Here is a 24,656-nt window from a genome sequence, read left to right on the forward strand (position 1 = left end):
GCTACCGGGAAACCTCTTGCCAAAGACCCCTGTTAGGCACCGTGCCGGAGTTGCGAGCCTCAGTCTATTGGCTCGATCAGCTCGAATCGCCTGCCGCACAGGGGTTGCTTTTCACAACATCCACCGGCGCGCAGTGAGCTCGCGTCAGGCCCCTATTCGGGCAGGAAATCGTCGGGCATGAAGTACGACGGGGGGACGCCGAACAGGCGCGCCAGTTCGTACACGACGTCCAGACGTGGGGGCGCCTCGCCGTGGAAGTAGCGGTAGATCTGCGTCTGGGAAACCGGCAGATCCGGTGCTTGCTCCTTGAGCATCCGCTGGATGCGCAGCGGCGTGAGCTTCCGCACCCTGTCGGTTTCGAGCATGCGCACGTTCATGCTTCCAGCTAATTCCTGGAACTTCTTGGCGAAGAATTCGGTCGCGACGTGCGGAGGGTCGATAGCAGCCTTGCCGCGTTGTTCGGCGCGTATCAGTTCGTGCGTGCCACCTTCGGGCTTATCGTCGTCTTCGGCCGCGATGTCGGCAATGTTGTCCATGTGGTTGGTCACCCGTCACCCAATCCTGCGTCGATGCCAATCGGCCGATCCCCCGACTTGTTTACCAGCAACGATTCCAGCCTATCCAGTAGACGTCGAATCTCCACCAGCGGGATGCCCATCCGTCACACTCGGGACACCTGCTACCGGCGGCGGTAACGCCCGAGCCACGCCGGGAATGTGCACGCCGCGGCGTTCGAGGAACTCCTGGATCGCCAGCGACGCTGCGTCCCCTTTGGGCAAGTCGTACTCGTCGACGAATGCAGCAAACGCGTTGTGCACGTTGGTGTTGATGTGCACGTTGATCCCCGTGCGCTTGACCTTGCGACTGCGCAGCTGCTCCAGCGCCGGATCGTGGGCCACCAGGTCGGACACCTGGTGGCCGGCAGCGGTCGGCGTGGCCGCCGGCGTGGCCGCCGCGGTGCCGGAGGGAACACCTCGCATCCGGGCAGCGTCCTGAGACACCGCCCGCCCGCGAGCGGTCGGCAGTGGCATGTCCTTAGCCATTGGGGATCAATCCTTCCTCCGCGATGCGAATCGCGACGCGCTGATAGTCCTCAGCGGCGGTACAGGTCGGGTCGTACACCGAGATCGGCTGACTGTGCGCCTTGGCTTCGGTGACACGCACCGTGCGCGAGATGTAGCCCAGGTACTCCTTGGACCACGCGTCCTCGACGGCACGCCGGATGGTCTTGGTCGCTCGCGAGCCGCTCATGTAGTTCGTCAGCAACACGTGGGTGATCTTGATGCCGGGGTTGTTGAGGTCCACGTTCTCCACCGCCGCGTCCAGAGACGCCAGCGCGGCCACCTCGTCGGGGCCGGTGCCCACGGTCGCCAAAACCCACGTCGCTGCCGAAAGTGCCGCGGAGGCAAGTTCGTTGAGCGTCGGCCGGCAGTCGATGATGATGTAGTCGTAGGCCGGCAGCGTCTCCACCTCCCGGCGCAGCCTCATCTGACCTCCGGGCCCCAGACCCTTGTCGAGTTCGTCGAGCGCCTCCCTCGACGGCGCGACGTCGACCCCGAAATCGGTTCCCTGAATGACGTCGTTGAGCGGCAACCTGCGGTGCTTCTCCGGATGCAGCACGTTGAACATGGTCGGCGTCGGGTCACCGTCGGGCGGAATGTCCAAGCCCAGGCCGGAGGTGGCGTTGCCCTGCGGATCCATGTCGATGAGCAGCACGCGGATCGGACGAGTCTGCTGCTCGGCCTCATCGAACACCTCCAGGCGAGTCAGTTCGTAGCTGAGGTTCACCGCGGTGGTGGTCTTACCCACACCGCCCTTACGCATGGCGACCGCAATGACCACGGGCGGGGAATTCAGGGCCCGGACCAGCTTCGGAGTCTTTGGCATGCGCAAATCATAACCTTCCAAAACTGGGGGAATGCCACTGCTGCGGGAAAAAACTGTCACCGACCAGGGGCCATACTGTCCTTGCAGGTCAAAGCATAATTCACAATGCTTGTGCGCGACACGCGGGGCTGCGTTCACGAACCATGGAGAGCGGATTCACGGACGAATCACGTCCAACGTGGCGGCGTCACCCCTGGTCATCCGACCGCAGACCGTCTCGCCACTGCTCATCTCACCGCCCCGACCCGAGAACCCGGCGTCGACACGCCGCGACACCACCGCACCGATTCCGTGCAAATCGCCCCCTCCGCGCACCGGGTAGCACCGGTCACGCGGCAATACCATTAGCCGATGAGCCCCCATGCCGAGGACCTCGCCTCTCCGGCCGGCGCGCTCAGCGCCGCGTTGGACGCCATCTGCGAAGCCTCAGCCGAAGACGAACCGTGGCGGCGTTGGCAGTTCGCACGTACCGCCGCCGATTACGCTGCCGAGGCGTTCTGGCACCCCTCCAGCAGCGACGACCAGCGCGCCGAAGCATCCCGCTACCTCAAGCTCGCCCTCGACATGGACGAGGACACCAAGGCGCGCCATGACCGGCTGCGCGACCGCTGGGGACTGCGGCCTCCCGCCGAACCGTAACCGCGTGCACCGCACCGCACAGCTCTGTGCCCCGCCACTTCGGTGGCGGGGCACAGTGCCTTTCACGGTGTCCGACCCGTCATTCCTTGGGTCGATAGTCGCGCGGCGGCCGCCGCGGCGGTGGCGGCGGGGTCGGCTCGCTGGAGCGCTGACTGCGCGGAATCCGTTGCGGGCCACCCAAGTCGCGGTGTCGACCACCACCATCGCCGTTGGCCGCGTTGCCGTTGGCCGCGTTGCCGTTGGCCCGCACACGATCGCGGCTGGGGGCCGGCGCTGCGGCGGCCGGAGCTACCGCAGGCGGCGTCGCGGCCGGCGACGGTTCAGCCGGGGCACGCCGCCGCGTGGGCGCCGGCGCTGCGGCCGCCGATCGGCGCCCGGTGCGCGACAGGACCGGAGCCGTGGACACCATCCGCCGCGGCTGAGGAATGTCGTTGTGGCCCAACCCGAGATAGCGATCCTCTTCCCGCGTCCGGATCGTCCACACGGTGATGGGGTCGGCATCGCCGATGCTGACTTCCAGGACCTGGCCGGGCCCTTCGACGATGGTCATGTCCGCGCCGCCACTGGCGGTGTCGGGGCCCAGAAGTCGCAGCACGGTGCGCGTCGGCACGGTGGTGACCGTGCGGCCGTCGAACACCGCGACGTCGCTCGTGCGGGCGCCGGCGGTGGCGTAGAACAGCCGCCGCTCGTCGTTGACCGTGGCGACCAGCCCGTCCCAGCGCTGCCGGTCGTCGGTGTGGATGGCCACCACGGCGCCGGTGACGACGGCGCGCAGGACGAGTTGGCGGGCCACTTCCACGCCGACGCGTGCGTCGACGCGGCGTCGTTTGGGCGAGCCCGACTGATCCCACAGCGGCACCACCGCCAGCGTGCCCTCGTCGAGCTGGCCGAGGATCTGCCCGGACGGCCCGATGGGCACCCGGACGTCGCGCACGGCGGAGAACGCGATGGTCGGCATGGTGGCACGCAGGGCGCGGTCGCCGGCCGGAATGCCGGCATCGAGCATCTGGCGCTGAATTCCGGTGGGCCGGGCCAGCTTCGCCTCGGCCAGAGGCTTGTAGGCCTTGCCGTGGTGGACGTACCGGATGAGCACGCCGACCTGAATCTCGGCGCCGCCGCCGGCGCCGGTCAGCCGGATCACCGTCATCGTCTCCTCGGTGCGCCAGGACCACCAGCGATCCAGTTGGCCTTGCGCGAGCAGCTCGGGGTTGCCGACGTAGGTGGTGATGAAGTTCGGTCCGGATCGGATGTAGGACCACTTCTCCTGGTTGTCCGCTGGCCCGACCGGGGCCAACAGCACGTCCCCCATCGTGTCGAGATCCTCCGCCGAGAGCGCGTAGGCCGGGATTTGCTCCTGCTGCAACCGCTGTACGGCGCGGTGCGCGGCGGCGGCCAACGCCTTGGGCCCGGCGGTGCGTGACGGGCCTCGCTCGATGATCCGGTCGAGATTGTCAAAGGAGTTCAGCCGCAACACCAGCCAGGTTCGCCGCTCACCCACCACGTGACGCGGCCCCACGAACTGGGAGTACACCGTGCGGTAGGCCGTGCCCGGTGGGACGTGGCAGCCCGCCTCGATGACGTCGATGTCGATGTTGAGCCCGTACTGCGTCATCAGCGAAACAACCAGCGACAGCGGCAATTCGCTGCCACTGACTGTGCGTCCGCCGGTTTCGGTGGTCAGCGCCAGCTGCGGGGCCACCTCGACCACGGCCACCAGGGTCTTGCCGTCCCACCGCACACCGGCAGTGCCGGAGATGACGTTGACGTCGGTCGCCGGCGGCAGTTCGGGGGGCAGCGGCCGGCGACGTTGCCGTAGGAACGACCACGCCACGGCGAGCCATTCGACAAGCAGAACCCGCCCCCGGATCGGGATGAACAAGGCGATCGCCGCAGCGACCAGGATCGTCGCGGCGGCCCACACCGGAAGCGCCTTGTTCACGGTGAAGGCGACGGTCACCCAAACCGCGACGCCGTACACCAGCGCCGAGATCATGGGAACGCGGATCCACCGCCCCCGTGCGCGTTTCGGGCCCGCCATCACTGCCTCCTTCGCGCGCCGGTCGCGGTCACGACGATCAGCACAGCCACGACCGCAGCTGTGACCGTCCCGATCACGATCGCCGCGGTCCACTTCGGCGCCGAGTCAGGCGGAGGCGGGGGCGCCGGCAGCGACAGCTCTGCGGCCTGCACGGTCACCTCCGGGGCCCCGTTGACGGGGATGTCGTAGGTCAGCGCCGCCACCGGGTCGATCAGTCCGCGTCCGACCGCGTTGTCCACACCGCGCGCCGGCGCGTGGGCGGTGGTGATGATGCGGGTGGCGACCTCGCGGGCGGTCATCTGCGGGAATCGTGAACGCAGCAGCGCCGCGGTTCCGGAGACGTAGGCCGCCGCGAACGACGTGCCCGCGATCGGCACGAGCCCGCCTTCCTCGCCGGGGACGCCGTTGATCACACCCTCGCCGCTCGACGACAGCGACACGATGCCCGACCCCGGTGCGGCCACGTCGACCCACGGCCCGGACATGGTGTTCTCCGCGCGGGCCCCTTCCGGGGAGACGAACCCGACCGACAGCACCAGGTCGTCGAACCACGACGGGGTGGACACCACGGTGACCCCACCCCAGTTGCGCGGATCCGAAGGTCGGGTCGGGTCGGCGTCGGGGTTGCTCTTGCAGTTCTGGTTGCCCGCCCCGCTGTCGACGCTCGAGTTGACGTTCCCCGCGGCGGCGACGACGAGCGCGTCCTTGACTTCCACCGCGTACTTGAGCGCGCCACCGAGCATGGCCTGGTCGATCGGTGTCGACACCTTCACACACGACACCACGGAGATGTTGATGACCCGCGCACCCATGTTGGCCGCGTGCACGATGGCCCGCGCCAGCGTGCGAATGTCACCGGCGGTGCGAGATTGGTTGGGGTCGTCGGGATTCGAGGACTGATCCTGTGGCATGTAGGCCAACGAGGTTTGCCGGATCGCCAGGATTTGCGCGTTGGGAGCCACACCGATCAGCCCGTCGGTCGGCGCGGGCGCGGCGCCGATGATCCCGGCCACGATCGTGCCGTGTCCCTCACAGTCGTCGAACCCGTTGGCCGCGGGGTCCACGTAGTCGCCGCCGGCGATCATGCCGGGCAGCCGCGGCTGGGGCCGCACACCGGTGTCGATGACGGCCACGATGACCCCGGCGCCGGTGGAGAACTTGTGCGCCTGCTCGATCTGCAGCGCGGTCAGCGGTGGCGGCGTCTTGGACAGATCGGAGTTCGGCAGCACACCTCCGACGACGCAACCGCCGTTCTTGCGCATGGGGCCCTCGGGTCCAGGCGGGCCGTCCGGCGGGGCGGCTGCGACATCCGGAGTGGGCGGGGTGACCGCACCCGCCGTTCCCAGCGGAGCGATCGCGACCAGGGCGGTGACCGCCGCCAAGACGGCAGCGGTACGCGCCGCGAGCATCATCGATCCCACGGTCATAGCAGGTTCCGGAAGAAGTTGAACGCGCCGACGATCCAGAACGCCAACATGGCCACCGCGAAGTTGGCGAAGAACTCCAGATACTCGATGCGCCGCAGGGGAATCGGCGATTTGATCCGTCCCGGCAGCAGCATTCCGGCCAGCGCGGCCAGCACCGTCACCAGCGCCACCCCGCCGATGACACTGATCTCGGCGACGGCGGTGGCGGTGCCGGCGATCACGGTGAGGGTGAAGCCGGCGAGCAGCACGAACGCACCGACGAAGAACGTCACCGCGTGGACCCGATCGGGAAGCGACCGACCACGCAGCACCAGCACCAGGATCGATAGGACCGCGACGGCGACTTCACCCCAGAAGTAGTGGGTCGCAGGCTCGGTGGCCACGATCGCACCCGCCACGATGGTCGTCACCGCAGCGACGAACAGACCGGTGAGGTACTTGTTGGACACCCGCGCCCGGCGTTCGAGCTGGGCGTCCTCGTCCTCCGACAGCGCCACGGTCCGTACGTCGTTGCCGTCGTCGAACACCTCGACGACCATCGCGGCTTCGTCGAGCTCGGCGCGGTCGATGTCCTCGCCAGGAACCGGCAGGCTCGGAGGTTTGACCCCCGCCAGCGACAACGCCAGACCTGGCGCCACGGCCACCAGGATCATGCCGACGACGACGGCGACCGTGCCGATCTGGCGCATGTCGAACCCGGTGTAGGTGCGCACTCCCGCCGCGGCTGCGCCGATCACCGCCATCGTCACCACCGTGGTGTGCACGCTGATCCCGATTCCGGTCAGCCACAACACGATCAACGACACCGCGGCGGTGGCGAAGGCGGCGGCGAAGACGTTGGCCGCCGTCCAGTGGCCGGGGGTGTTCTCGTAGGCCGGCACGGCCACCCACCCCAACGAGAACGCCAGGGGAAGCGCGGCGATGCCGGCGGCGTAGGACACCTGCGTGATCGAGCGCCGCGACGCCACGACCGCGCCGAGAATCGCCAGCAGGGTCAGCGCACCCGCGGGAGGCGCCCACCACAGGCTCGACGGCGTGGACCACCAGGCCGCGATCGTCAGCGCCCCGGTCAGCGCAGCGCCTCCAACGATCGCGATCAGCCCCAGAGCGCGGGCGGTGTCGGCGGTGAACGACGCGAATTTGACGGCGTTGAACTCCGCCAGGGCATCGCTGCCGTCTTCGATGATCGGCTTGAAGACCTCGTTGGAGTGCACCTCGCGCAGCAGCAGCCGCGCACCGTCGAGGACACCGGCCTCGGCCAGCGACAGTGTGCGCGCGAACGGCATGCCTCCTTCAACGGCCAGGGTGTACACACCGGTGGTGGTGAAGTCGACGTTGAGACCTTCGCTGCGCAGCGTCTCAACCAGAAAGGGAACCAGGCCCTCCATGACGATCGACAGCGGCGCATGCGCGGCCAGCGACGTGTCGACGTTGTAGTTGCCGACGTGGATGGCGACCCGGATCTGCTCGGGGACGGCCTGGACCGGTGCACCCGCGCTCTCGGGCTGCCGACCGGGATCGACCGGCAGCGACTCGACCGGTAAGACGACTGACATGTGTTGTCTCCCTTGACCTTAGCTCGCGACGGCTACCGGGGCCGGCGGCTGGGGCACCGAGAAGTCGTCGGCCAGCGTCGCCGCGAGGTCCTCGAAGTCTCGGCGGGTCTTCTTCTTCAGCTTGTCCAGGTCGACGCTGAGACCCTCGTCGAGGTGCGGATCGAACGGGATGTGATGCAGCTTGAGCTGCTGCCGGGCCAGCACCGTCGTCAGCGCCTTCATGTCCAGCCGCGTGTTGGCCGTCGTCTCGTTGACCACCAGCACCGTGCGCGCCAGCAATCCCTCGTAACCGTGATTGCGCAGCCAGTCGATGGCCTGGCCGGCCTTGAACGCCCCCGGCGCAGACGCTTCCACAAGCAGCGCAAGGGCATTGGACTTGTCCAGCATCTCGCGGACCACATGCGAGTTCAGCGCCTTGTCCCCGTCCCACAGCAGCATGCTGTAGTAGTGCGAGGCGATCTCGTAGACGTCGCGGATGTCCTCGGGCACCAGCACCCGCTCACCGTCGGGCCGCCAGCCGTTGGCCAGCACGTGCAGATCGGTCTCGGTCGTCGACAGGAACCGCTGCACCTGGTCGTGCTGACGCAGATCGTTGGATTCGGTGTCGAGCATCTCCATCATCGACAGGTTCCGCGGATGCACCGCAGTCCGCAGCGGCAGATCGCCGGCATCGGGATCGGCATCCACGGCGATGACTCCATCGGCGCGGATCGAGGAGAACACCTGCCCCAACGTGGCGGTCACCGTGGTCTTGCCGGCACCGCCCTTGAGCGTGAGCACGGCGACGGCGTACATCGAGTCCTTCGGGGCGCGGATGCGCTTGTAGACCTCCCGGCGCCGACTCTCCTTCTTGCCCGGTTTGAGCTTGAACCCGCTCTTGTTCAGCGCCCCGCGCCATCCGGTGTTGGCCACCGGCGTGCGCTCCTCGTTGGCGGTCTGGATGAGGTCCTGCCGAATGCCGGCTGAGGCAGCCTGAATCGGCGCGCTGGGACGGCGGTACTGATCCGCCTCGACGCCACGGCCCGTGGCAGCCTCGCGATCGGGCACCGCCTGACGTACCCGACCCTGGTCGGAGGTGACCGGGATCTGCTGGGTGACGTCGGGCGCCTGGTACTGCTCGGCCTGGGGTTGCTGCGGACGCCGCGGGGCCATCTGCGGGCCCTGATGTTGACCCTGGGGCGCCGCGGAGGGCTGCCCCCAGGGCTGCCCCGGCGAGGCACCCCACTGCTGGCCGGCGTTGGTGAAACGCTGATCGGGCTGCTGCGACGCACCGTTGGTGGCACGCGTCGGCGTGGCCGGCGCACCCCACGGGGGCTGCGACGTCGACGCTGCGCGCTCGCCGTTGAAGCCGCGCTCACCGGCGGGCGCCGGCGGGGCTGGGGGCGCCGGCGGAACGCTGGGCCGCGCACCCCATTCGGAGGTGCTCGCGGGCGTGATGCTGGTGGCTGGCGGGCCGGGCAGTTCCTGCGGCGGGGCGGCGGGTTCCGATGGTGCGGACTGCGTAGGTTCTTCAGCACCCTCGGGCTCCGACCAGTGCCGGCCGTTACCGGTTTCCACGTTCTCGGCCATTCGGCTCACCTCTCCCCGCAAAATCTGACGGTGTGACCGGGCAGTGTTCCGGTCGTTTGACTGCTGACGCCTTGGGTTCTCTGCAAGACCATTGTCCTAGCGTTCACCAGCACACTAGCGCACTAAATCGGCCGAACTCGTGGCCGAAGACCCTCATTTTCCTGCACTGATGCACCGGCCTGTCAGTCCTGGTCACTACGGGCAGCGAACCAGTCTCTACTCGGGGTCAGCTGCACCAGATCGGCCATGGCAGCGCGGAATCGCGTGAAGGTTCCGGGACCGAAAGTCACCCACAGGCGGGAACGTGGCCCGTGCCCGCCCACCGCGGACACCACCCGCCCGAACGAGGTGTCGGCCACCATCACACCGGCTTTGGTGTCGACGGTTTGGATGCCCCGGTTCTCCCGCATGACGATCTCGCAGCGCTGCCCGCTGTAGGCCGACACCTCGTTGAGGATCTTCGCGGTCTGCACGTCGACGCCCAGCTCCCCGCGCAGGGTGCGCAGCATGTCTCCCGGAGTCGAGGCCGCCGACAGTTCGGCGACCTGATCCAGGGGGAACGTCACCGGCTCGAACTCCGCGGGCTGCGGCGCCAGCACTTCGGGGGACTCGCGCATCGCAGACCAGATCGGGGTCGACACCACGTCGTCGAGAGAGTTCGTGGTCGACCACACCGCCTGCACGACCAGTTCGTCGTTGCGGCGCATCGCCATCACGTGCGTCTCGCCGCGACGGGCGACCACCGCGCGGCGCATGCGATCGTTCTGCATCCCCCGCAGCGTGACCTCCATGTCGGGGCGCTCCAGCACCCGCATCCACGACGCCAGCGTGGGATCTACGTCGCCGTCGAGATCGATCAGCCCCGACTCGACGAGCAGAGGAACGGTCTCGTCGTCGACGCGGGCCTGGTCCTCGGGATAGTAGACATTGTTCATCAGGGCCAGCACCGGCGGCAGGCTGTCGATGTCCATCAACCGCTTGACGAACAGCGCCGAGTCGACGCTCAAGTGCGCTGCAGCCAGAATGTCGCGTGCCATAACCGCGAATGCTACCGGCCGGGCGGCCTCACTATCCTTGCACAGCAGACCTTTTCGACGCCATCCATCCGGGTTAGATACAGCAAGGCGCCCCGACCCCACCAGCAGTGGACTCGGGGCGCCCTCGCGCGCGGAGGCGAGGCGCTTAGGGGTACTGCTTCATCATCTGGAGCTCGTTGGTCCCCATCTCCGAGGCTCCGCGGCTGTAGGCCAGACCACCGCGGCTGGTGACCTCGATGGTGTCCTGCTGGGTGTGCTGGAACTTGGTGAAGCTCTCTTCGAACACCATGGCGGTGTCACCGGTGAAGCTGCCCAGCAGGGTCTGCTTGTTGGCGACCCCTGCGTCGAGCAGACTCTGTGCGACGGTGCCGCACTGCTGAATCTGCTGGGCGATGGACTCCATCAGCGGATAGTTGTAGTAAACGTCGTCAGCTCCGGGCATTTTCTTATCTCCTTGCGGTTCAGTGGGTTTCAGGCGGTCGGGAGGCGATCAGTGGAACGGGTTGACCACGCCGGTGATCTGCTGGAAGTCGGCGGCGGCCGAGGCTTCCTGCGCGTCGGTCGAGCCGATGCCGAAGTGCAGCGCCTCACGGATCGAGTCCAGCACTTGGTTGTTGGTGACCGCGGTCTGATGGATGTCGCTGAGCCAGACCTGGAACGACTGGCTCATCTGGCCGCGGTTGGCGGCCATCGCCGAGTCCGCGATGGTCATCAACTGCTTGTTGTTCGCCTGGGCCGAGTCGACGAGCCCCTGGAAGCTGGCTGTCTGGGCGGCCTGAACGGCCATGTCCATGCTGAACGGTGAGCCACTACCGGCCATGAGTATCTCCATTTCTGTTGGTGGTAGACATGCCGCTCCTGGACTCACACGCCACCGTGGCGCGCCGCGCTCCGAACAGCCTTGAGCGCAAGTGTGGGGGGAAGCCCGCCATCAGCTGGCCTCCTTCTCGTCATCAGTCTCTCGTCCGGCGACCAGCGCGCCGGCTGTCACCGTTTCCTCATCCGCGGGGACGTTGCCCCACATCGGAATGAGTTCGGTGTCGGGTCGTTTGACGGTCGCGGACTTCTCGTCGTCGCGACGGCGCGCACCGTGCATCGGCATGCCCGATCCGCCGGGACGCGCTGCGGCGCCGCCACTGGGCGATGCCGGCGCCTGCGGCGGCGCCGACCCTGGCATGGCGCCGTCCCATCCACTCGGAAACCGGAATCCCGTTGAGGCACCGGACAATCCCGCCAGATTCGGCACTCGAATCGCACTGGCCAGGCCGGCGCCGCCGCCGGTACTGCCGGCGAGCCGGTCCAGGGTCGACGAGGAGGCTTGGGTGTCGAAGAATCCCGGATTGTCGAGGCGGTGCTCGGGGGACACTTGGCTCATCAGGTTGCCGATCTGCGATCCGAACTGCTGACCCATCTGCTGGGCCTGCTGCGCGGCCTGCTGGGGGATCTGCATCACCTGCTGCCCGGCCTGCGCGGCCTGCTGGGGGATCTGCTGAACCAACTGCTGAGCCATCTGGTTTTCCATCTGACGCTGCACGTTGCCTTCACGGAAACGTGTCACGGCGGCCTGCGCCTCGGCCTTCTGCGCTCCCTGTCCCACTCGCTGCACCATCGCTTCGGCCTGAGCCATCCCGATGCCGAGTTTGCTTTTCATCACCGACGCCAGGTTCTGCGCTTTCGCTGCCTGCAGTCGCACGCGATCTGTGGCCGCCATGGCCGCGCCGATAGCCTGGTTGATCACCGAGGGGAAACTCGTCGGCATCGACAGCGGGGGCAGCTTGGCGAACGGGTCGTAGCTGGTATTGGCCACCGTCTGCGCCAGATAGTTGGTCTGCACCGCGATGTCGCGCATCCACATCTCGATGTACTGGCCTTCCTTGACCCCGATCGGGATGGTGTTCATTCCCAGGAAGTTGGTGGCGTGCAGCGTAGCGGTCGTGACGCGGTTCTCCACGATCTCGACCATTTGCGCCATGGTCGTGTAGGCCTCGGTGAACGCGGCGGCCTGCGCCGCGGTCCTCGCCCCGGAGGTGATGATCTGAGCCTGCAGGAGTCGGTTGACGATGATGAACCGCATGACGGTGGCCTGCATGGCCTGCGCCGCCGGGCCCTGCCAGGACGCCGACAGGTAGGCCAACATCGCGGTGAGCCGGTCGATGGAGACCTCGTAGGCGGTCGCGGCGGCGGCGAACTCCGTCGACGCGGCAGTCATGGGGGCCGCACCGGCCCCGGACATCAGGCGGCCGGTGATCACCTCAGGAGGGCCGAACAAAGCGTGCCCCCTCTCTGACGCCCTCGGTCATGATCGTGATCGCCGCCCCGGTTACAGGAACTGCGTGCTGTTGGCGGCGTCGACGGTGGTGTAGCTGGCATCGGTGATGCCCAGGGTCCCGGCGAAGCGCGCCAACTCCAGGAAGCCGAGCATCGACGTGCCGAGCAGGTCAGCCGCGTGGGCACTGGTATTAGCGGTGGCCAGCGCGGATGCCTCATCGGTGCCCGCCGGTGCGGGCGCCATGATGACGGGGGCTCCCCCGTCGATGACGGCGGCGGTGGTGGCGGCGTTACTCACCACGTCGGCGACGCTGGCCATCATGACCGATGACGAAACATTGGTGATCACTAGCAAACCTCACTTCCCCGATGCCGCACGTGGCGCTGTGCCGGCAATATTACCTGTGATGGTAAATCTCCCCAATAGCATACCGCCACCGGTGAGTACTGGTGTCGCACTTTTTCCTGCTCGCGAGCCCTGCGGACGGTCCGACATCAGTCGCCCAGATTGTCGTCGTCGCTGTAGCGGATTCCCGACCAGGCGCATTGAATGCGCCCCGAGCGCGCTACCGCCGCTTCGACGTAGCGGGCCCGGCCGGGGATGCCGAAGCTCTCGAACTTATGGTCCCCGATCTGCCCGTCGTGCTTGTTGCCCGAGAGCATCACGGTCGGAACGGCGTCGTTGATCATGCGCTTGAGGATCGGGTCGCGGTTGATCGCCATGTAGAAGTCCTCCGCTGCCCGCGCCAGCACGAAGTGCCACCCCTGGGCCAGAGGCTCGTTCTCGACCTGCGGCAGCATCTTGAAAATCTTCGGCGTCTCGGCCAGATTCCGGGTGTTGGCGAACAGGTGGTAGTCGTCGACGACAACGAAAACGTCCGGCCCGCTCCACCACGACCGGGCAGCCCGTGTCTCGGCGTCGATGTTCGGCGGCAGCGCGCGCCCGGCGATGTCGTAGGTCTCCCACAACCTGGACACCGCGGCGATGAACTCGTCCTCGGTGGCGACGTAGGCGAACAGGTTGTTGTCACTGATCTTGCCCAGGTGCCTACGGCGCGGGTCGACGAAGATCACCGCCGCCTCGTCCACACCCCGCGGGAACCGGCGGGTGAGACCGTCGTAGAACGAGCCGACCGCCTCGCTCTTGCCGGATTTGGCGTTGCCCACGATCAACAGGTGCGGCTCCCGCCACATCTCGGCGTACGCCGGCGTGAGCCGCTCCTCTTGAATACCGAAGGGGATGCGCATCTGCCGGCGCGGATCCCAGCGCCCGCTCTGCTCGATCGCCCTCTTGTCGGCCTCTTCGACCAAGGCTTCGAGTTGCCCGTGGGTGAACGACGTCGGCAGGGTTCGCAGCCGCTCGGCCGAGCTGGTGGCGAACTGCTCGGCGATCTGGCCGACCAGATCCCCCATACCCTCGCTGATGGTGCTGCGGTCGTCGATCCCGTCGACGCGCGGCAGAGCCACCAACCCGTACAGCTCCGACCCCGCCACCAGGACGTGGCCGGGCTCCTTGCGCCGCTTCTTCGACAGCGCGTTGCTGATCCGCGAGAACTCCGTGTCCGAATGCAGCTCGACGATCCCCTTCATGTGGGGTTCGATACCGCGCATCTCCACCACGCGCGCCGTCGACAAGACCAGGTGCACCCCGTAGTTGAGGGCACCCACGATCAGCGACTCGATCTCACTGCCGCGGAACTGCAGCACCTGCCCTTCGGCCACGGCCGCGTCCCAGCCGTCGATCATGATGTAGACGTCGCCGTAGCGGTCCTGGCGCAGCAACGGGTGGTCGGGGTTAGTGCGCAGCTTGCGGTATTCGGCCATGGTGCCGATCTTGTACTCGCGGAAGATCCGCTCGCGATCGCTGATCAGGGTCCGCACCTGGGCGATCATGCGGTTGATGGCGTCCGGCTCGGACCGGCCCGCCACACCACCCACGTGCGGCAGTTCGGCCAGCGGCCCCAGGCCGCCGCCGGCGTAGTCGACCAGATACATCTGCACCTGCTCGGGCGTGTTGTGCAAGGCCAGCGAGCAGGCCAGCGTCTTGATGGCCGTGGACTTGCCGGTCTGCGCACCACCGATGATGAGGATGTTCTGGTCGGTGGTGTCCAGAGTCCACACCGGCTGGGTGTGCTTGGCGGGGTCGTCGAACAGACCCATCGGCACCCTCAGCTTGGGCAGCGCGGTGTTGGCCGGAACCGACCACTGCTGCAGATCCGGTTCGACCTGATCGAGGGTCTTGACCTCCAGCGGCGGCAGCCACATCCGGTACGCCTGCGAGGCATCGGCCGCGCGCAGCCGCTCGACCACGGTGGTGAAGATCGTCGGCGCGTTCTCGAGTTCCTCTTCGGTGCGCTCGGGTTCGCTGACCACCTCGGCGGCGTTGGCTGGATCCTTGGGCAGCGGCGCCTCGATCGCGGTGAACGCCTGCGGACCGACGAATCCGCCTTCTTCGGAACGTGTTTGAGTCCGTTCCACGATGACTTCCGATGCCGGCGGGAAGTATGCGGCGCCGGTGAACCCCGCGTAGAACTGGGTCAGCTCACCGGCGCGATCACCGGCACTGCCCAGCAGAATGCCGTGACCGGGGGTCCCCGGCAGTCGGTAGGCGGCATCGGAGCTGTCGAGCAGCGCCCGCGACTCCTGCGCGGTCTGGGTCTTCAAGCCGATCTTGTAGCCGATGTTGGATTCCAGACCGCTCGTACGCCCGGAGATGTCGAGGTTCTGCGATGCGAACAGCAGGTAGATGCCCAGCGACCGCCCCACCCGGCCGATGCGCTTGAACAGATCGCCGTATTCGGGGTACTCGGCGAGCAGCTCGGCGAACTCGTCGATGATGACGAACAAAGACGGCAGCGGCGCCAGGTCCACGCCGCGCTCACGCAGCTGCTCGTAGTCGCGAATGTCCTTGACGTCGTAGCGATTACTCAACTCGTCGGCCGAACGCAGGATCTGGAAGCGCCGCGCGATCTCACCCTCGATCATCTCGCTCATGCGCGTCACCAAGTGGGCCTCTTGCTCCATGTTGGTGATCACCGCACTGACGTGCGGCAGATCGCCCATTCCCAGGAACGTCGGGCCACCCTTGAAGTCGACGAGCAGCATGTTGAGCATGTCCGGCGAGTGCGAGACGCACCCGTTGACCACCAGGTTGCGCAGGAACTCCGACTTACCCGAGCCCGTCGTGCCCAGCAGCTGCCCGTGCGGTCCGGTGCCACCGTCGGCGGCCTGCTTGAGGTCCAGGTCCAAACGGTCACCGTTGGAGAGGAATCCGATCGGAATCCGCAGGCGCCGCTTGTCGCCGTAGCGGCTGATCGCGCTCCAGGTATCCATCGGATCCAGCGCGCCGGGATCGCGAACCCGCATCAGGGTGCCCCAGTCACGGCCGCGCTCGGACTGCTTGGCCTGCCGGCCCAGGCTCGTCAACGACGCCACCTCGAACTTGGCGAGCTGGCGGGCCATGGTGCGCGCGTCGATCAGCGAGATCTGATCGGCTACCGCGACTTTCGTCGGTTCGGCCAGCGGCTTGTCCGCCTCGGTGCGCCACACCGTGCGGTCGGCGTCGCAGCGCAACACGATGCCCTCCCGAGAGGTCAGCGCGTCCTCGGGCGGATTGACCATCAGCCACGTCACCCCGGCCCGCGGCTCGATCACCGAGTCGATGAGCTTGTCGGTGACCGCGGAGTCCACGACCACCAGCACGTGCCGGTACTTGTCGTTGGTGAACTCGACGTGCGGGTCGAAGTTCATCATGAAGTCGATGATCTTGGCGGGGTCGTCCTCATCCTCACCGCCGACGTCGGCGGTCAGCGTCGACCAGTCCGAATACATCATCCGCGCGCTGCCGAGCCGGTCGAGCTTGAAGGGGTGCTGGGTGTGCGGCAGCCACTTCATCCACGACCACTGCGGCCCGTCCGGATCGTCGGTGAGCACAACCATCGCCAGGTTGTCGGGCCCGTGGGTGATCGCGGCGTGCAGCAGCATCGCCCGCAGCGTCCCCAGCGACACCTCCCGGTCCCCGGCGAACCCGACGACCGGAAAGCGTGCCGTCGCCAACGCCAACGGCATACCCGACACCGTGGAGTGGTGGCGCAGGAAGCGAACCGTCTGCACCCAGCCGACCGGCTCCAGGAACTCCCCCGGCGGCGCCTCCGGAGCGACGATGCGCGCGGCCAACTCGACCTCCCCGAGCCCGTAACGCAGCGCGGTGAATCCGTCGTTGGTGGGCGTCACCTCCCACATGCGTTCCGTACCAATCAGGCTCGGCAGCAACGTCGGATCGGGGAATGCGTGCTGCAACCCTTCGTGCATGCTCAGGCCGCGGTCGAACACCTTCTCCCGCGTCACGCCCAGCCCGCGCGTCTGCGCCTTGCGGTCCGAGAGCAGCTGGGCGCGCGAGGTTCCGCCGCCGCCGCTCTGGCCGAACATCATCGTGCCCATCCCCATGAGCATGATCAGCGGGAACATCAGGAACATCGGGTTGAACCGCCCGGTGCGCATCATCATCGCGACCATGCCGCCCAGCACCACCACCATCAGCAGCGGCACACCGATGGTGCGCAGCTTCGATACCGGCTCGCCCTCCTCGATCTCCTTGGGCGCGGGAACGTTGATCTCGTCACGCGAAATACGCGGCGGCGCAACCGGTGTGAACGGCCGATTGAAGCTGGTACGCACTAGTTCGCTCCTTTGACGTCCAGGCCGGCGACGGTCGGGTTGGGGGGAACACCGTCGTGGCGGATCAACGCGTCCTTCTGCGACAACGTGGGCCCTGCGGCGAACAGCGAGATCACCACCCATGGTGCCGGCACCGGGTAATGCAGCGCCAGCGCCGTCAGGGTGACGTCACCGCTTTGCTGATCGGAGGTGTCCAACCCGAACCGCACACCGTTGTCGGCCACCCAGAAGTACGACTCACGCAGCCGGGAATCGGTTGCCGCACTGGTGACCTGAACGAACCGGCCGGTCGTCGACGGCATGTACACCTGATCGGCGGTCATGCCCTGCGACGTCGCCGCCGACACCATCGGCAGCAGCGACTTGACCTGCTCGGGTGCCAACGGCAGGGTCCGCCCGGTGATCACCTCGGTCCGCGAGGTCGGCTCGTCACCGAAGTGCGACCACGACCAGCACGTCACCGGCTCGTTGTCGGCGTCGACGAGGGCCACCGTGTCCTTGGGGTAGAACGACACCGCCAGCTGCGTGGACTTCGGGAACGCCGCCAGCTCATCAGGACCCACCTCGACAGGCTCGGTGCTGACCTGGGGGTTGGCCGCCCGGATCATGGTCGCCGCGGTCAGACTGACCTCCTGCACGCCATCGGCGAGCGTCGCGTAGTAGGTCTTCTGCCCGCCCAAATCCCGTGCACTGAGGATCGTGCCCACGGTCAACGGCTTATCCAGCGCGAACGCCGGCCGCTCCCCCACCCCGGCGATCGCCGGCGCGATCAGCGGCGGCTCGGCGGGGATGGCGTTGAACAGCCCCTGGGAGATCGGCAACACCAGATCGTCGGCGCGCAGCCCCAACGCGTCGGCCACGATCGGGTCGGTGATGTCCACCGTCGAGCGGACCACCACGCCGTCGGGCCGCGAGTAGACCAGCCACGTGCGGTTGTCGTATCCCACCAGCCGAGCCTGATTGCCGCCCATGGTCCCGGTGTCCGCCCCCTTGGTCAGCGGTCCTCCGATGGCGGTGGTTGTGACCGGTGAGCGCGCGGTGGTGGGCAGACCGGAGACCGGATCCAACGGCACGGCCGCACCGGTCATCGTCGAATCGCACACCGTCCACACCGACCACGGATTCTGTGCATCACGAATGTCGTTGGGCGCACCGATGATTCCGACGAGCGATCCCTTCGGGTACTTGTCAATCTCGGCGACACTGGCCCGCACCGGAACTTCGGGCTGCCCGACGATCAGCCGCGCCGACGTCAGGTTGGCCACCGGATCCAGACGGTCCCCGACGCGCACGTACAACGCACCGGTGTCCTTGTTCGCGACGATCTTGGCGTCCTTGACCTGCCCGGCCGGAGAGAACAACCCCCACACCACCGCGCCGATGCACACCACGACACCCAGTGCGATGCCGAGCACCAGCGGGGATGCCTGCGCACGCTGAGGGTCGTCGATCATGCGGGTGTCGCGGCGCACCAGAGCGTGCTGCAACCTGCGGTACAGGAACCGCCACCCGCTGACCTGATACTTCGCCGTGAGCCGGAACCCGCGGCGGCGCCTCTGCTCGGGCCCCTCAAGTTCAGCCACGACGACCCTTTCGACTATTCATGGAACGCAACTCCTTGCACGGAGCAGACTTCACGGAACGCCGAGGCGACGTCTTCGGCCTCGATCGTGACGAGCACTTCCTTGACCGACAGATCGATCGCCGGGCTCGACGACAGCCGGTAGTCCCTGATCTCGGTGGCCTTCTCGGTCACGTTGCGCACAAAGCGTGCGTTGCCAACCTTGTCGATACCCGAGACCACGCGCGCGTTACCGGCCGAATCGACGTCATCGACCCGCATCTGCTCCAGCACCTGCAGGTTGCGCAGCAACAGGTCCTGCGCCTGCGCCGAGTAGAGCGCCGATTCGGAGCTCGCCATCAGATCGGCGATCTTCACCAGGTCCTCGGGCGTGTAGGACTCGAAGCGGATGCGCGTGGTGAACCTCGACGCCAGACCCTCGTTCATCGTAAGGAAACGATCGATGTCGGATTCATACCCGGCAATGACGATCACGAGCTTCTTGTTCGGGTCTTCAGTCTTACGCTCGTTCTCCATGCGCGCCAACAACGTATCAACCGCTTCCTGGCCGTAGGCGTCGCCGTCGGAATAGCCCTTCTGGTACAGCGAATACGCCTCGTCAAGAAAGAACAGAGCCCCCAACGCCTTGTCGACCACGGCGTTGGTCTTCTGCGCGGTCTTGCCGAGGTATTCGTCCACCAGCTGAGGACGGGAGGCCTCGACGACCTCAGGACGCGCGATCACTCCCAGACCGAACAGCAGCAGGGCCAGAACTCGCGCCATTGAGGTCTTGCCGGTGCCCGGTGGACCGGTGAAGATGAAGGCAGCGCCGACGTCCTTCTTCTCGATCCCCACCTCGGCACGCTTCTGGTCCATCATCGCCTTGGCTTCCAGCCGGCGGATCTGCTCCTTGACCCCGTGCATGCCGATCTGCTTGTCCAGCAGCGCCATTGCCTCCGCGCGCACACCGTCACGACGCTTCTCGCGGGCCTCGACTTCCAGCGAGGCCGCCGAGCTGCCCGACTCGGGATCCCACACGTCGCTGCGGGTCGCCAGCGAGGACGCCGTGACGATCTCGATGACCTTCTCCGGGTCCTCGATCGCCTGCTGCACCTCGGGAGTGTTGACCCAGGCCTGCAGTTCCCGGAACGCCGTCATCGCCTCCTCGCGCTGACCCTGGGCCCGCATCGCGTACCCGCGGCCGAGGCGCAGCCGGGCGTGGACGTCGTTGGGCAGTCCTGATGTGGACAGCCCGCTTTCGGCGTAGCGCTGCGCTTCGACGGGGTTTCCGGTCCCCACCAGTGCCCAGACCTTCCACACCAGCATCCCGACGTTGAGGAAGTTCACGAACTCGGGGTTGGAGTCCTGCGAGCGCCACTTCTGCTTGCCCTCGAAGCTCAGCACGTCCGGCCAGCGTCTCGCCAGACCCAGCAACCCCAGTCGCACGTAGTCGAGCAGGTCCAGATCCAACGCGGACATGTTCGGCAGGCGGCTTTCACGCGTGATCACCTCATCGGCCTTGGCCAGCTGCGGAGGCTGCCCCTCGGCCAGTGCCACCGCATAGGCCACTGCGACGTGCAGGCGGGTGTGGGTGGGCAACCTCAGCCCGAACGATCCCAACGTCATCGACGTCTGCACGTTGAGATCGGCGACGGTCATCCCGGCGGTTTTGAGGGCACCGCCGAGATTGGCCACTGAGCGGTAGGCGCCGGCGGTGACGTCGGCCGACGTGGACCCGGTGGCCAGCATCCCCAGCCACGCATCACACATTTCGGGGTCACGCTCGACGGCCTGACGGAAGGCCTCACGGGCCTCGTCGGTCTGACTGTTGCGCAGGTACCTCAACCCCATCGTGAACACATCGAGGGGCTTCAGTCCGACACCTGCCGTCATCGCTCACCAAACCTTCTCACCGCAGCGGATCACACATGCACCAGCACCCCTCTGGAGTGCGGTTATGCGACGATCCTAGCCGGGGCGGAGGGGGTTAACCGGTGCCGACCGTTGACGAAAATGCGGCCGCCGGCAACGCCGGTGTAGTGGGTGACCTTGGCTTCCTGAGCGCAGGATTCCATCAGCGGGCAGCCCTTGCAGAGCATCTCCGCCTCCGCGCAGGCAATGCGGCATTGCGCCTTGGAGGCCCCGGCGGCGAAGACGTGCTCGGCGCGGTCCTCCCACTCCATGACCACCGAGATGTTCTTCTTGCAGTTCGGCACGTTGGCCGCGGGCGCTGGCGCCCCTGGCCGTACGGCGCGGCGGCGGCCCAGCGCGGCGGCCAGCCGGGCAGCGGCGCCGGCGTGTACCGAAGTCGGCGCGGGGCCTGCGGCGGGCACGCGCGGCGGCGCCGTCACTGCAGTAGTCGGCCTTGCCGCCGCAGCAACGGAGACGACGCGTTTGCGTTGCGCGCGTTCGGATGTGGCCTTCTCGACCAGGGCGGTGACGTCGACGCCGTTGGGTCCGGCCCCAGGCATGGGCACCTCACCCAGGACGGCGGGGTCGATGTCGGTGGCGGCCATGAAGGAGGCCAGCACGCTGGGCGGTGACGCCAGGACGGCGGCGGCGGTCTCGGTCAGGCCGATGCGTTCGAGGTGATCGACGACCTTGCGGCGGGCCAGTCGGCCCTGTCGGCGGTTGCCGTTGGCTCGGGCGGCGGCGGGATAGCTCGTGCAGCTGGGGCAGCGGCGACGTTGCCCGTTCTTCAGCGAGCGGCACATCAGCGGGCCCCGGCAATCGCTCGGGACGGAATACGACGAATCATGGCTTCCCTTCCGGTGAAGGTGTCTTTGGCACGGCCAGACTAACCCAATTCCGGAAAATTCACCACCCTTGGTAAGTTTTGATTCGCCTCTTCGTGGGTCGACGACACCCATATGGGCCTGTCAGGGCAGCTAGTAAGCCTGTTTGCGCACTTTCACGCGATCCACGTGTGTCATGGCGGGAAGTGCATGTATCGCTCGGCGCGCCACCCCCACTGCAGCGTCGTCGACAGGCAGGATCGAGCTAACACCGACCGACGCGTGAAGGAGACCGCGATGACCGACGAGTCCCGCAGCGCACCCATCTCCGATGGCGACAACACGCCTCCTGCCGGCGAGAGCGCCGGCCTCCTCGAACAGCTGGCAGTCAGCTCGCTGCTGGCCGAGGCCGAGGACCTCACCCGCGGCGTGCGCTACCTCTCGGTCGCCACCGGTGACCCCGAGACCGACGACGAGCTGGCCCGGATCAACGCCCTGACTGCCGCAGCGTGGACGGCGGCGGCGGGCGCCGAAACCACGTCCATCCGCGGCGGCAGCGACTACCTGACCATCCGCGTACAAGGGCCCGCCGCTGATGCCTTCGTCGAGGACCTCGCCGCCCTGGCCGAACGTCTCGATCCCGGCTTCTGGCGCGTCAATCGCTCACCACACGCCTTCTGAGCAGCGGCGACGACACGTCCTCCCCCGGCCCGCGGCGGGGCACGCTAGTCGTCGGAGGCGCGCACCGGCTCGCCGTTGAGCAGGTCGTAGGCAGTCGACCGGATCACCACGACCTCGAGTTCGTCGAGATCGGCCAGCCGGCCGATCGAGTCGGCGACCGCCTCCGGAGTCATCCCCTCGTCCAGGCGCTGCTGGATCTCGTCGATCTGCGCTCTGGTCAACGCCGCCATGACCGCCCCTCTCCGTACCCGCCCAACTCTGGGGACATGCTATTAGCCCAGCTCAGCCTCATCGTCACTGCCAGCCTGTCATCCATCATCAGCTTGCCTTCTTCCAGTCGCCGCCGGCGTGCGTGTCCTCGGCTTCGGCCACCAGGTCCTCACCGACCAGATACACCGTCGGCTTACCGGCGATGCCGTTGTGCTCGACGTGCACGCACCGCAGATGCGATCCCATCGGCAGGATCACCTCGTCCTCCCCGGAGAAGTTCGAGATGCTCTTGACCGGCAGCCCTTCACGGGTGCGCACCACCATGTAGTACGGGGGATGCCCGGCGAACGCCGACGCCGTGGACTGCTTGGTCGTCGTGCTGGTCACCTTCCCGACCTCCATACGCGCCCCCACGCTGAACACCGCGTCGATGTACTCACCCGGCGTCCCCTTCCACCCACTGGGCACTCGGGTGCCGCGCACCACCGTCATTGGGTCCATGTTCGGGTTGTGCTCACGGAACTTGTCGAACGCCGACTCGATACCCGAGACCACCGTCTTGATCGACCCCGACGGCTTGGCGCCATCACGTCCGCAGATGGCGGCGTTGATCGCGGTGTAGCTCCCCCCGGTATAGGTCGTCAGCGCGGAACGCTCCTTGCCGTCGAGCGCCTTCTGCACGAACGCCGAGTTGACCGACGTCAGATCACTGATGCTCGACGTCTTCACGCCCGGACCACTCGTCGAGAAGCCCCACGCCTTCAGGTTGCCGGCACGCTGGGAGATCACCGCGTAATCGTCAGCGGTCTCCTTACCCCACGCCCGGATACCACTGCGCCACAACGACTTGTGCTTCTCCTGGCCGAGACTGTCCGGCGGGATCTTGTGATCGAAGTGCGGAATGACCCCGCCGCCGCGGGTGGGTGTACCCAGCGCGCGACGATGGGCGGCCGCATAGGCCGCGGCCGCGGCCGCGGCGCCCTTGCCCGCGGCCAGCGCCTCGGCGCGCGCGGCCTCGCCAGCGGCTACGGCCGCCTTCTCGCGCATCAGTTTCTTGTGCCGCTTGGTCGCGTCGTAGATGTCGGCGCGCACCGGGCCGGCGCCCACGGCGTCGACGAGCTTGTCGCGGGCCTCGCCCATCTTGTCGTCGAGGAATCCCTGATGCTGTTCGGTGTTCCAATGATGTTCTGCCGCTTGGCCCGCCAGCTGCATCAGCACTTGGGACTTGATGTGATGGGCCTGGGCTTCGGTGTCGCTGGCCCCCGCGTGCAACGGCGGCAGCTCGTCGAGCATCGGGATGCGGTTGGCCTTGTTCAGCGCCGCGGACTTCCCGCCGGCCGCGGCGACACCGTGATACACCCCGTCGCGCTTCTGCAGGATCAGGAAGTCACCGGAACCGCGGCGGTGGATCGCCGTGCCACCGTCGAGTAGCCGACCCTCGACCTCCACCGCCCCCGAGCCGGTCTCCATGAGGAACTTGCCCGGCGTGTACACCGAGGTGTCGCGCACCGCGCCGGCGATCAGCGCAGGCTGCGGCCCGGCGTCCAGCGCCCCAGCCGCCTCAGCGGCCACCGACCGGTTCAGCGACCGAGCCAGCGCCTCGACATCCTCGCTGCTGAGGTTGGCGCAGTAAGCATCTCGCTCCTCATCGGGCAGCGTGGCGGCCACTCCGTACCTGGCGGCCACCACGTCATCGGCAGCCGCCGGGACCGCGAGCTTGGCCTGCTCGTACGCCGCCTTCGCAGCGTCGATCTTCTGCCCCGCCTCGGCCAACTCGGCGAGCTGCTCCATCGACAGGTCGTCGCCCTCGGCCGAACCCATCTCCTTGACGAGCTTGCGACGACGGGCCTGGTCGCGCTGCACCGCCTTGCGGGCGTCGTCGACGGACTTCTCGGCCGCGGCCAACGCCTCCTGCGCGTCCTCCAGGGCCTGTTCCTCCGGCGAGATCTGCGGCCCGGCCAGCGCCGCCTGCTCGGCTTTCGCCGCGGCGATCAACAGCCCAGCCGACGGCGGATTGGCGTGCGTGCTGGGCATCGGGGTGTCACCGAGCACCGACTCCTCGATGCCCATCGCCTTCATGAACTCCGGCAGCACGCTCGGCGGCGCGGCCAGGATCGCCTTCGCGGTGTCCACCAGGCCCTGCTCGGTGAGGTGGTCGACGACCTTCTTCCGGGCCAGCCGGCCCAGCCGGCGATTCCCGTTGGCCTTGGCCGCGGCGCCGTAGCTTCCGCAGCCGGGGCAGCGCCGCCCACCATGCTTCGTCGATCGGCACACCGCGCGCCTCCTTCAGGGTGTCTTTGGCAGGTACACCCAGGAAGTACCGGCGCGCGGCGCGGTTTCCGTCGCAGTAGGGATGAATTGCCGCCGGGCC

20 protein-coding genes are annotated in these 24,656 nt (G+C 67.4%); 2 read left to right on the forward strand and 18 right to left on the reverse strand.

All coding sequences use genetic code 11. From position 1 onward, the window contains the following. Positions 1–152: 152 nt before the first annotated feature. The 3 genes from CSR00_RS31120 to CSR00_RS02720 form a co-directional block, all read right to left on the reverse strand. Positions 153–548, reverse strand: a complete 396-nt coding sequence (locus CSR00_RS31120) for a helix-turn-helix domain-containing protein (protein ID WP_245905794.1) — start codon at positions 546–548, stop codon at positions 153–155. Between the two features lie 69 nt (positions 549–617). Next, the gene (locus CSR00_RS02715) at positions 618–980 is read right to left on the reverse strand and encodes a hypothetical protein (protein ID WP_141564236.1); all 363 of its coding nucleotides are present in this window, start codon (positions 978–980) and stop codon (positions 618–620) included. 55 nt (positions 981–1,035) lie between these two features. Continuing rightward, the gene (locus tag CSR00_RS02720) at positions 1,036–1,887 is read right to left on the reverse strand and encodes a ParA family protein (protein ID WP_099020872.1); all 852 of its coding nucleotides are present in this window, start codon (positions 1,885–1,887) and stop codon (positions 1,036–1,038) included. Positions 1,888–2,238: 351 nt separating this feature from the next. On the opposite strand from CSR00_RS02720, the gene CSR00_RS02730 reads away from it, so the two are divergent. Next, entirely contained in the window at positions 2,239–2,526 is a 288-nt protein-coding gene (locus CSR00_RS02730; RefSeq protein WP_099020874.1) for a hypothetical protein, read from the forward strand. A gap of 79 nt (positions 2,527–2,605) precedes the next feature. On the opposite strand, the gene eccE is transcribed toward CSR00_RS02730, so the two are convergent. From eccE to CSR00_RS02795, 13 genes are all read right to left on the reverse strand, one after another. Next, entirely contained in the window at positions 2,606–4,564 is a 1,959-nt protein-coding gene (eccE, locus tag CSR00_RS02735; RefSeq protein WP_099020875.1) for a type VII secretion protein EccE, read from the reverse strand. Next, positions 4,564–5,991, reverse strand: coding sequence for a type VII secretion-associated serine protease mycosin (mycP, locus tag CSR00_RS02740; RefSeq protein ID WP_099020876.1), 1,428 nt, complete (start codon positions 5,989–5,991; stop codon positions 4,564–4,566). The genes eccE and mycP overlap by 1 nt, the downstream gene beginning before the upstream one ends. After that, positions 5,988–7,547: a type VII secretion integral membrane protein EccD gene (eccD, locus tag CSR00_RS02745; protein WP_099020877.1), complete on the reverse strand. Its 1,560-nt coding sequence runs from the start codon at positions 7,545–7,547 to the stop codon at positions 5,988–5,990. The genes mycP and eccD overlap by 4 nt, the downstream gene beginning before the upstream one ends. A gap of 18 nt (positions 7,548–7,565) precedes the next feature. Next, on the reverse strand, positions 7,566–9,116 hold the full coding sequence (locus tag CSR00_RS02750; RefSeq protein ID WP_099020878.1) for a CpaE/TadZ family protein: 1,551 nt from the start codon (positions 9,114–9,116) through the stop codon (positions 7,566–7,568). Positions 9,117–9,298: 182 nt separating this feature from the next. Beyond that, positions 9,299–10,153: an ESX secretion-associated protein EspG gene (locus CSR00_RS02755; protein WP_099020879.1), complete on the reverse strand. Its 855-nt coding sequence runs from the start codon at positions 10,151–10,153 to the stop codon at positions 9,299–9,301. 145 nt (positions 10,154–10,298) lie between these two features. After that, positions 10,299–10,595 carry a WXG100 family type VII secretion target gene (locus CSR00_RS02760; protein ID WP_099020880.1) on the reverse strand — a complete coding sequence of 99 codons (297 nt, stop codon included), beginning with the start codon at positions 10,593–10,595 and terminating at the stop codon, positions 10,299–10,301. A gap of 48 nt (positions 10,596–10,643) precedes the next feature. Further along, positions 10,644–10,973 (reverse strand): hypothetical protein, encoded by a 330-nt coding sequence (locus CSR00_RS02765; RefSeq protein WP_176561869.1) that lies wholly within the window; start codon positions 10,971–10,973, stop codon positions 10,644–10,646. Between the two features lie 111 nt (positions 10,974–11,084). Next, complete coding sequence (locus CSR00_RS02770) at positions 11,085–12,404, reverse strand: PPE domain-containing protein (RefSeq protein WP_099020882.1); 1,320 nt, start codon at positions 12,402–12,404, stop codon at positions 11,085–11,087. A 69-nt stretch (positions 12,405–12,473) separates the two neighbouring features. Continuing rightward, a complete protein-coding gene (locus CSR00_RS02775) occupies positions 12,474–12,770 on the reverse strand; it encodes a PE domain-containing protein (protein WP_141564238.1) in 297 nt (98 codons plus the stop codon). Positions 12,771–12,916: 146 nt separating this feature from the next. Next, the gene (gene eccCa, locus CSR00_RS02780; RefSeq protein ID WP_176561870.1) at positions 12,917–17,098 is read right to left on the reverse strand and encodes a type VII secretion protein EccCa; all 4,182 of its coding nucleotides are present in this window, start codon (positions 17,096–17,098) and stop codon (positions 12,917–12,919) included. Beyond that, the gene (gene eccB / locus CSR00_RS02785; RefSeq protein WP_176561871.1) at positions 17,098–18,681 is read right to left on the reverse strand and encodes a type VII secretion protein EccB; all 1,584 of its coding nucleotides are present in this window, start codon (positions 18,679–18,681) and stop codon (positions 17,098–17,100) included. Before eccB ends, eccCa begins: the two co-directional genes overlap by 1 nt. 14 nt (positions 18,682–18,695) lie before the next feature. After that, positions 18,696–20,552, reverse strand: coding sequence for an AAA family ATPase (locus tag CSR00_RS02790; RefSeq protein ID WP_099020886.1), 1,857 nt, complete (start codon positions 20,550–20,552; stop codon positions 18,696–18,698). 62 nt (positions 20,553–20,614) lie between these two features. Further along, a complete protein-coding gene (locus CSR00_RS02795; protein WP_099020887.1) occupies positions 20,615–21,373 on the reverse strand; it encodes a hypothetical protein in 759 nt (252 codons plus the stop codon). Positions 21,374–21,691: 318 nt separating this feature from the next. Between CSR00_RS02795 and CSR00_RS02800 the strand changes: the two genes are divergently transcribed. Then, entirely contained in the window at positions 21,692–22,075 is a 384-nt protein-coding gene (locus tag CSR00_RS02800; RefSeq protein WP_141564241.1) for a hypothetical protein, read from the forward strand. Between the two features lie 44 nt (positions 22,076–22,119). Here CSR00_RS02800 and CSR00_RS02805 read toward each other — a convergent pair whose 3' ends face one another. Together CSR00_RS02805 and CSR00_RS02810 are read right to left on the reverse strand one after the other, a co-directional pair. Then, positions 22,120–22,305, reverse strand: coding sequence for a helix-turn-helix domain-containing protein (locus tag CSR00_RS02805; protein ID WP_046361146.1), 186 nt, complete (start codon positions 22,303–22,305; stop codon positions 22,120–22,122). An 88-nt stretch (positions 22,306–22,393) separates the two neighbouring features. Then, a complete protein-coding gene (locus CSR00_RS02810) occupies positions 22,394–24,559 on the reverse strand; it encodes an ADP-ribosyltransferase (RefSeq protein ID WP_099020889.1) in 2,166 nt (721 codons plus the stop codon). Between the last annotated feature and the right edge of the window lie 97 nt (positions 24,560–24,656).

Source organism: Mycolicibacterium palauense, from assembly GCF_002592005.1.
GTDB lineage: Bacteria > Actinomycetota > Actinomycetes > Mycobacteriales > Mycobacteriaceae > Mycobacterium > Mycobacterium palauense.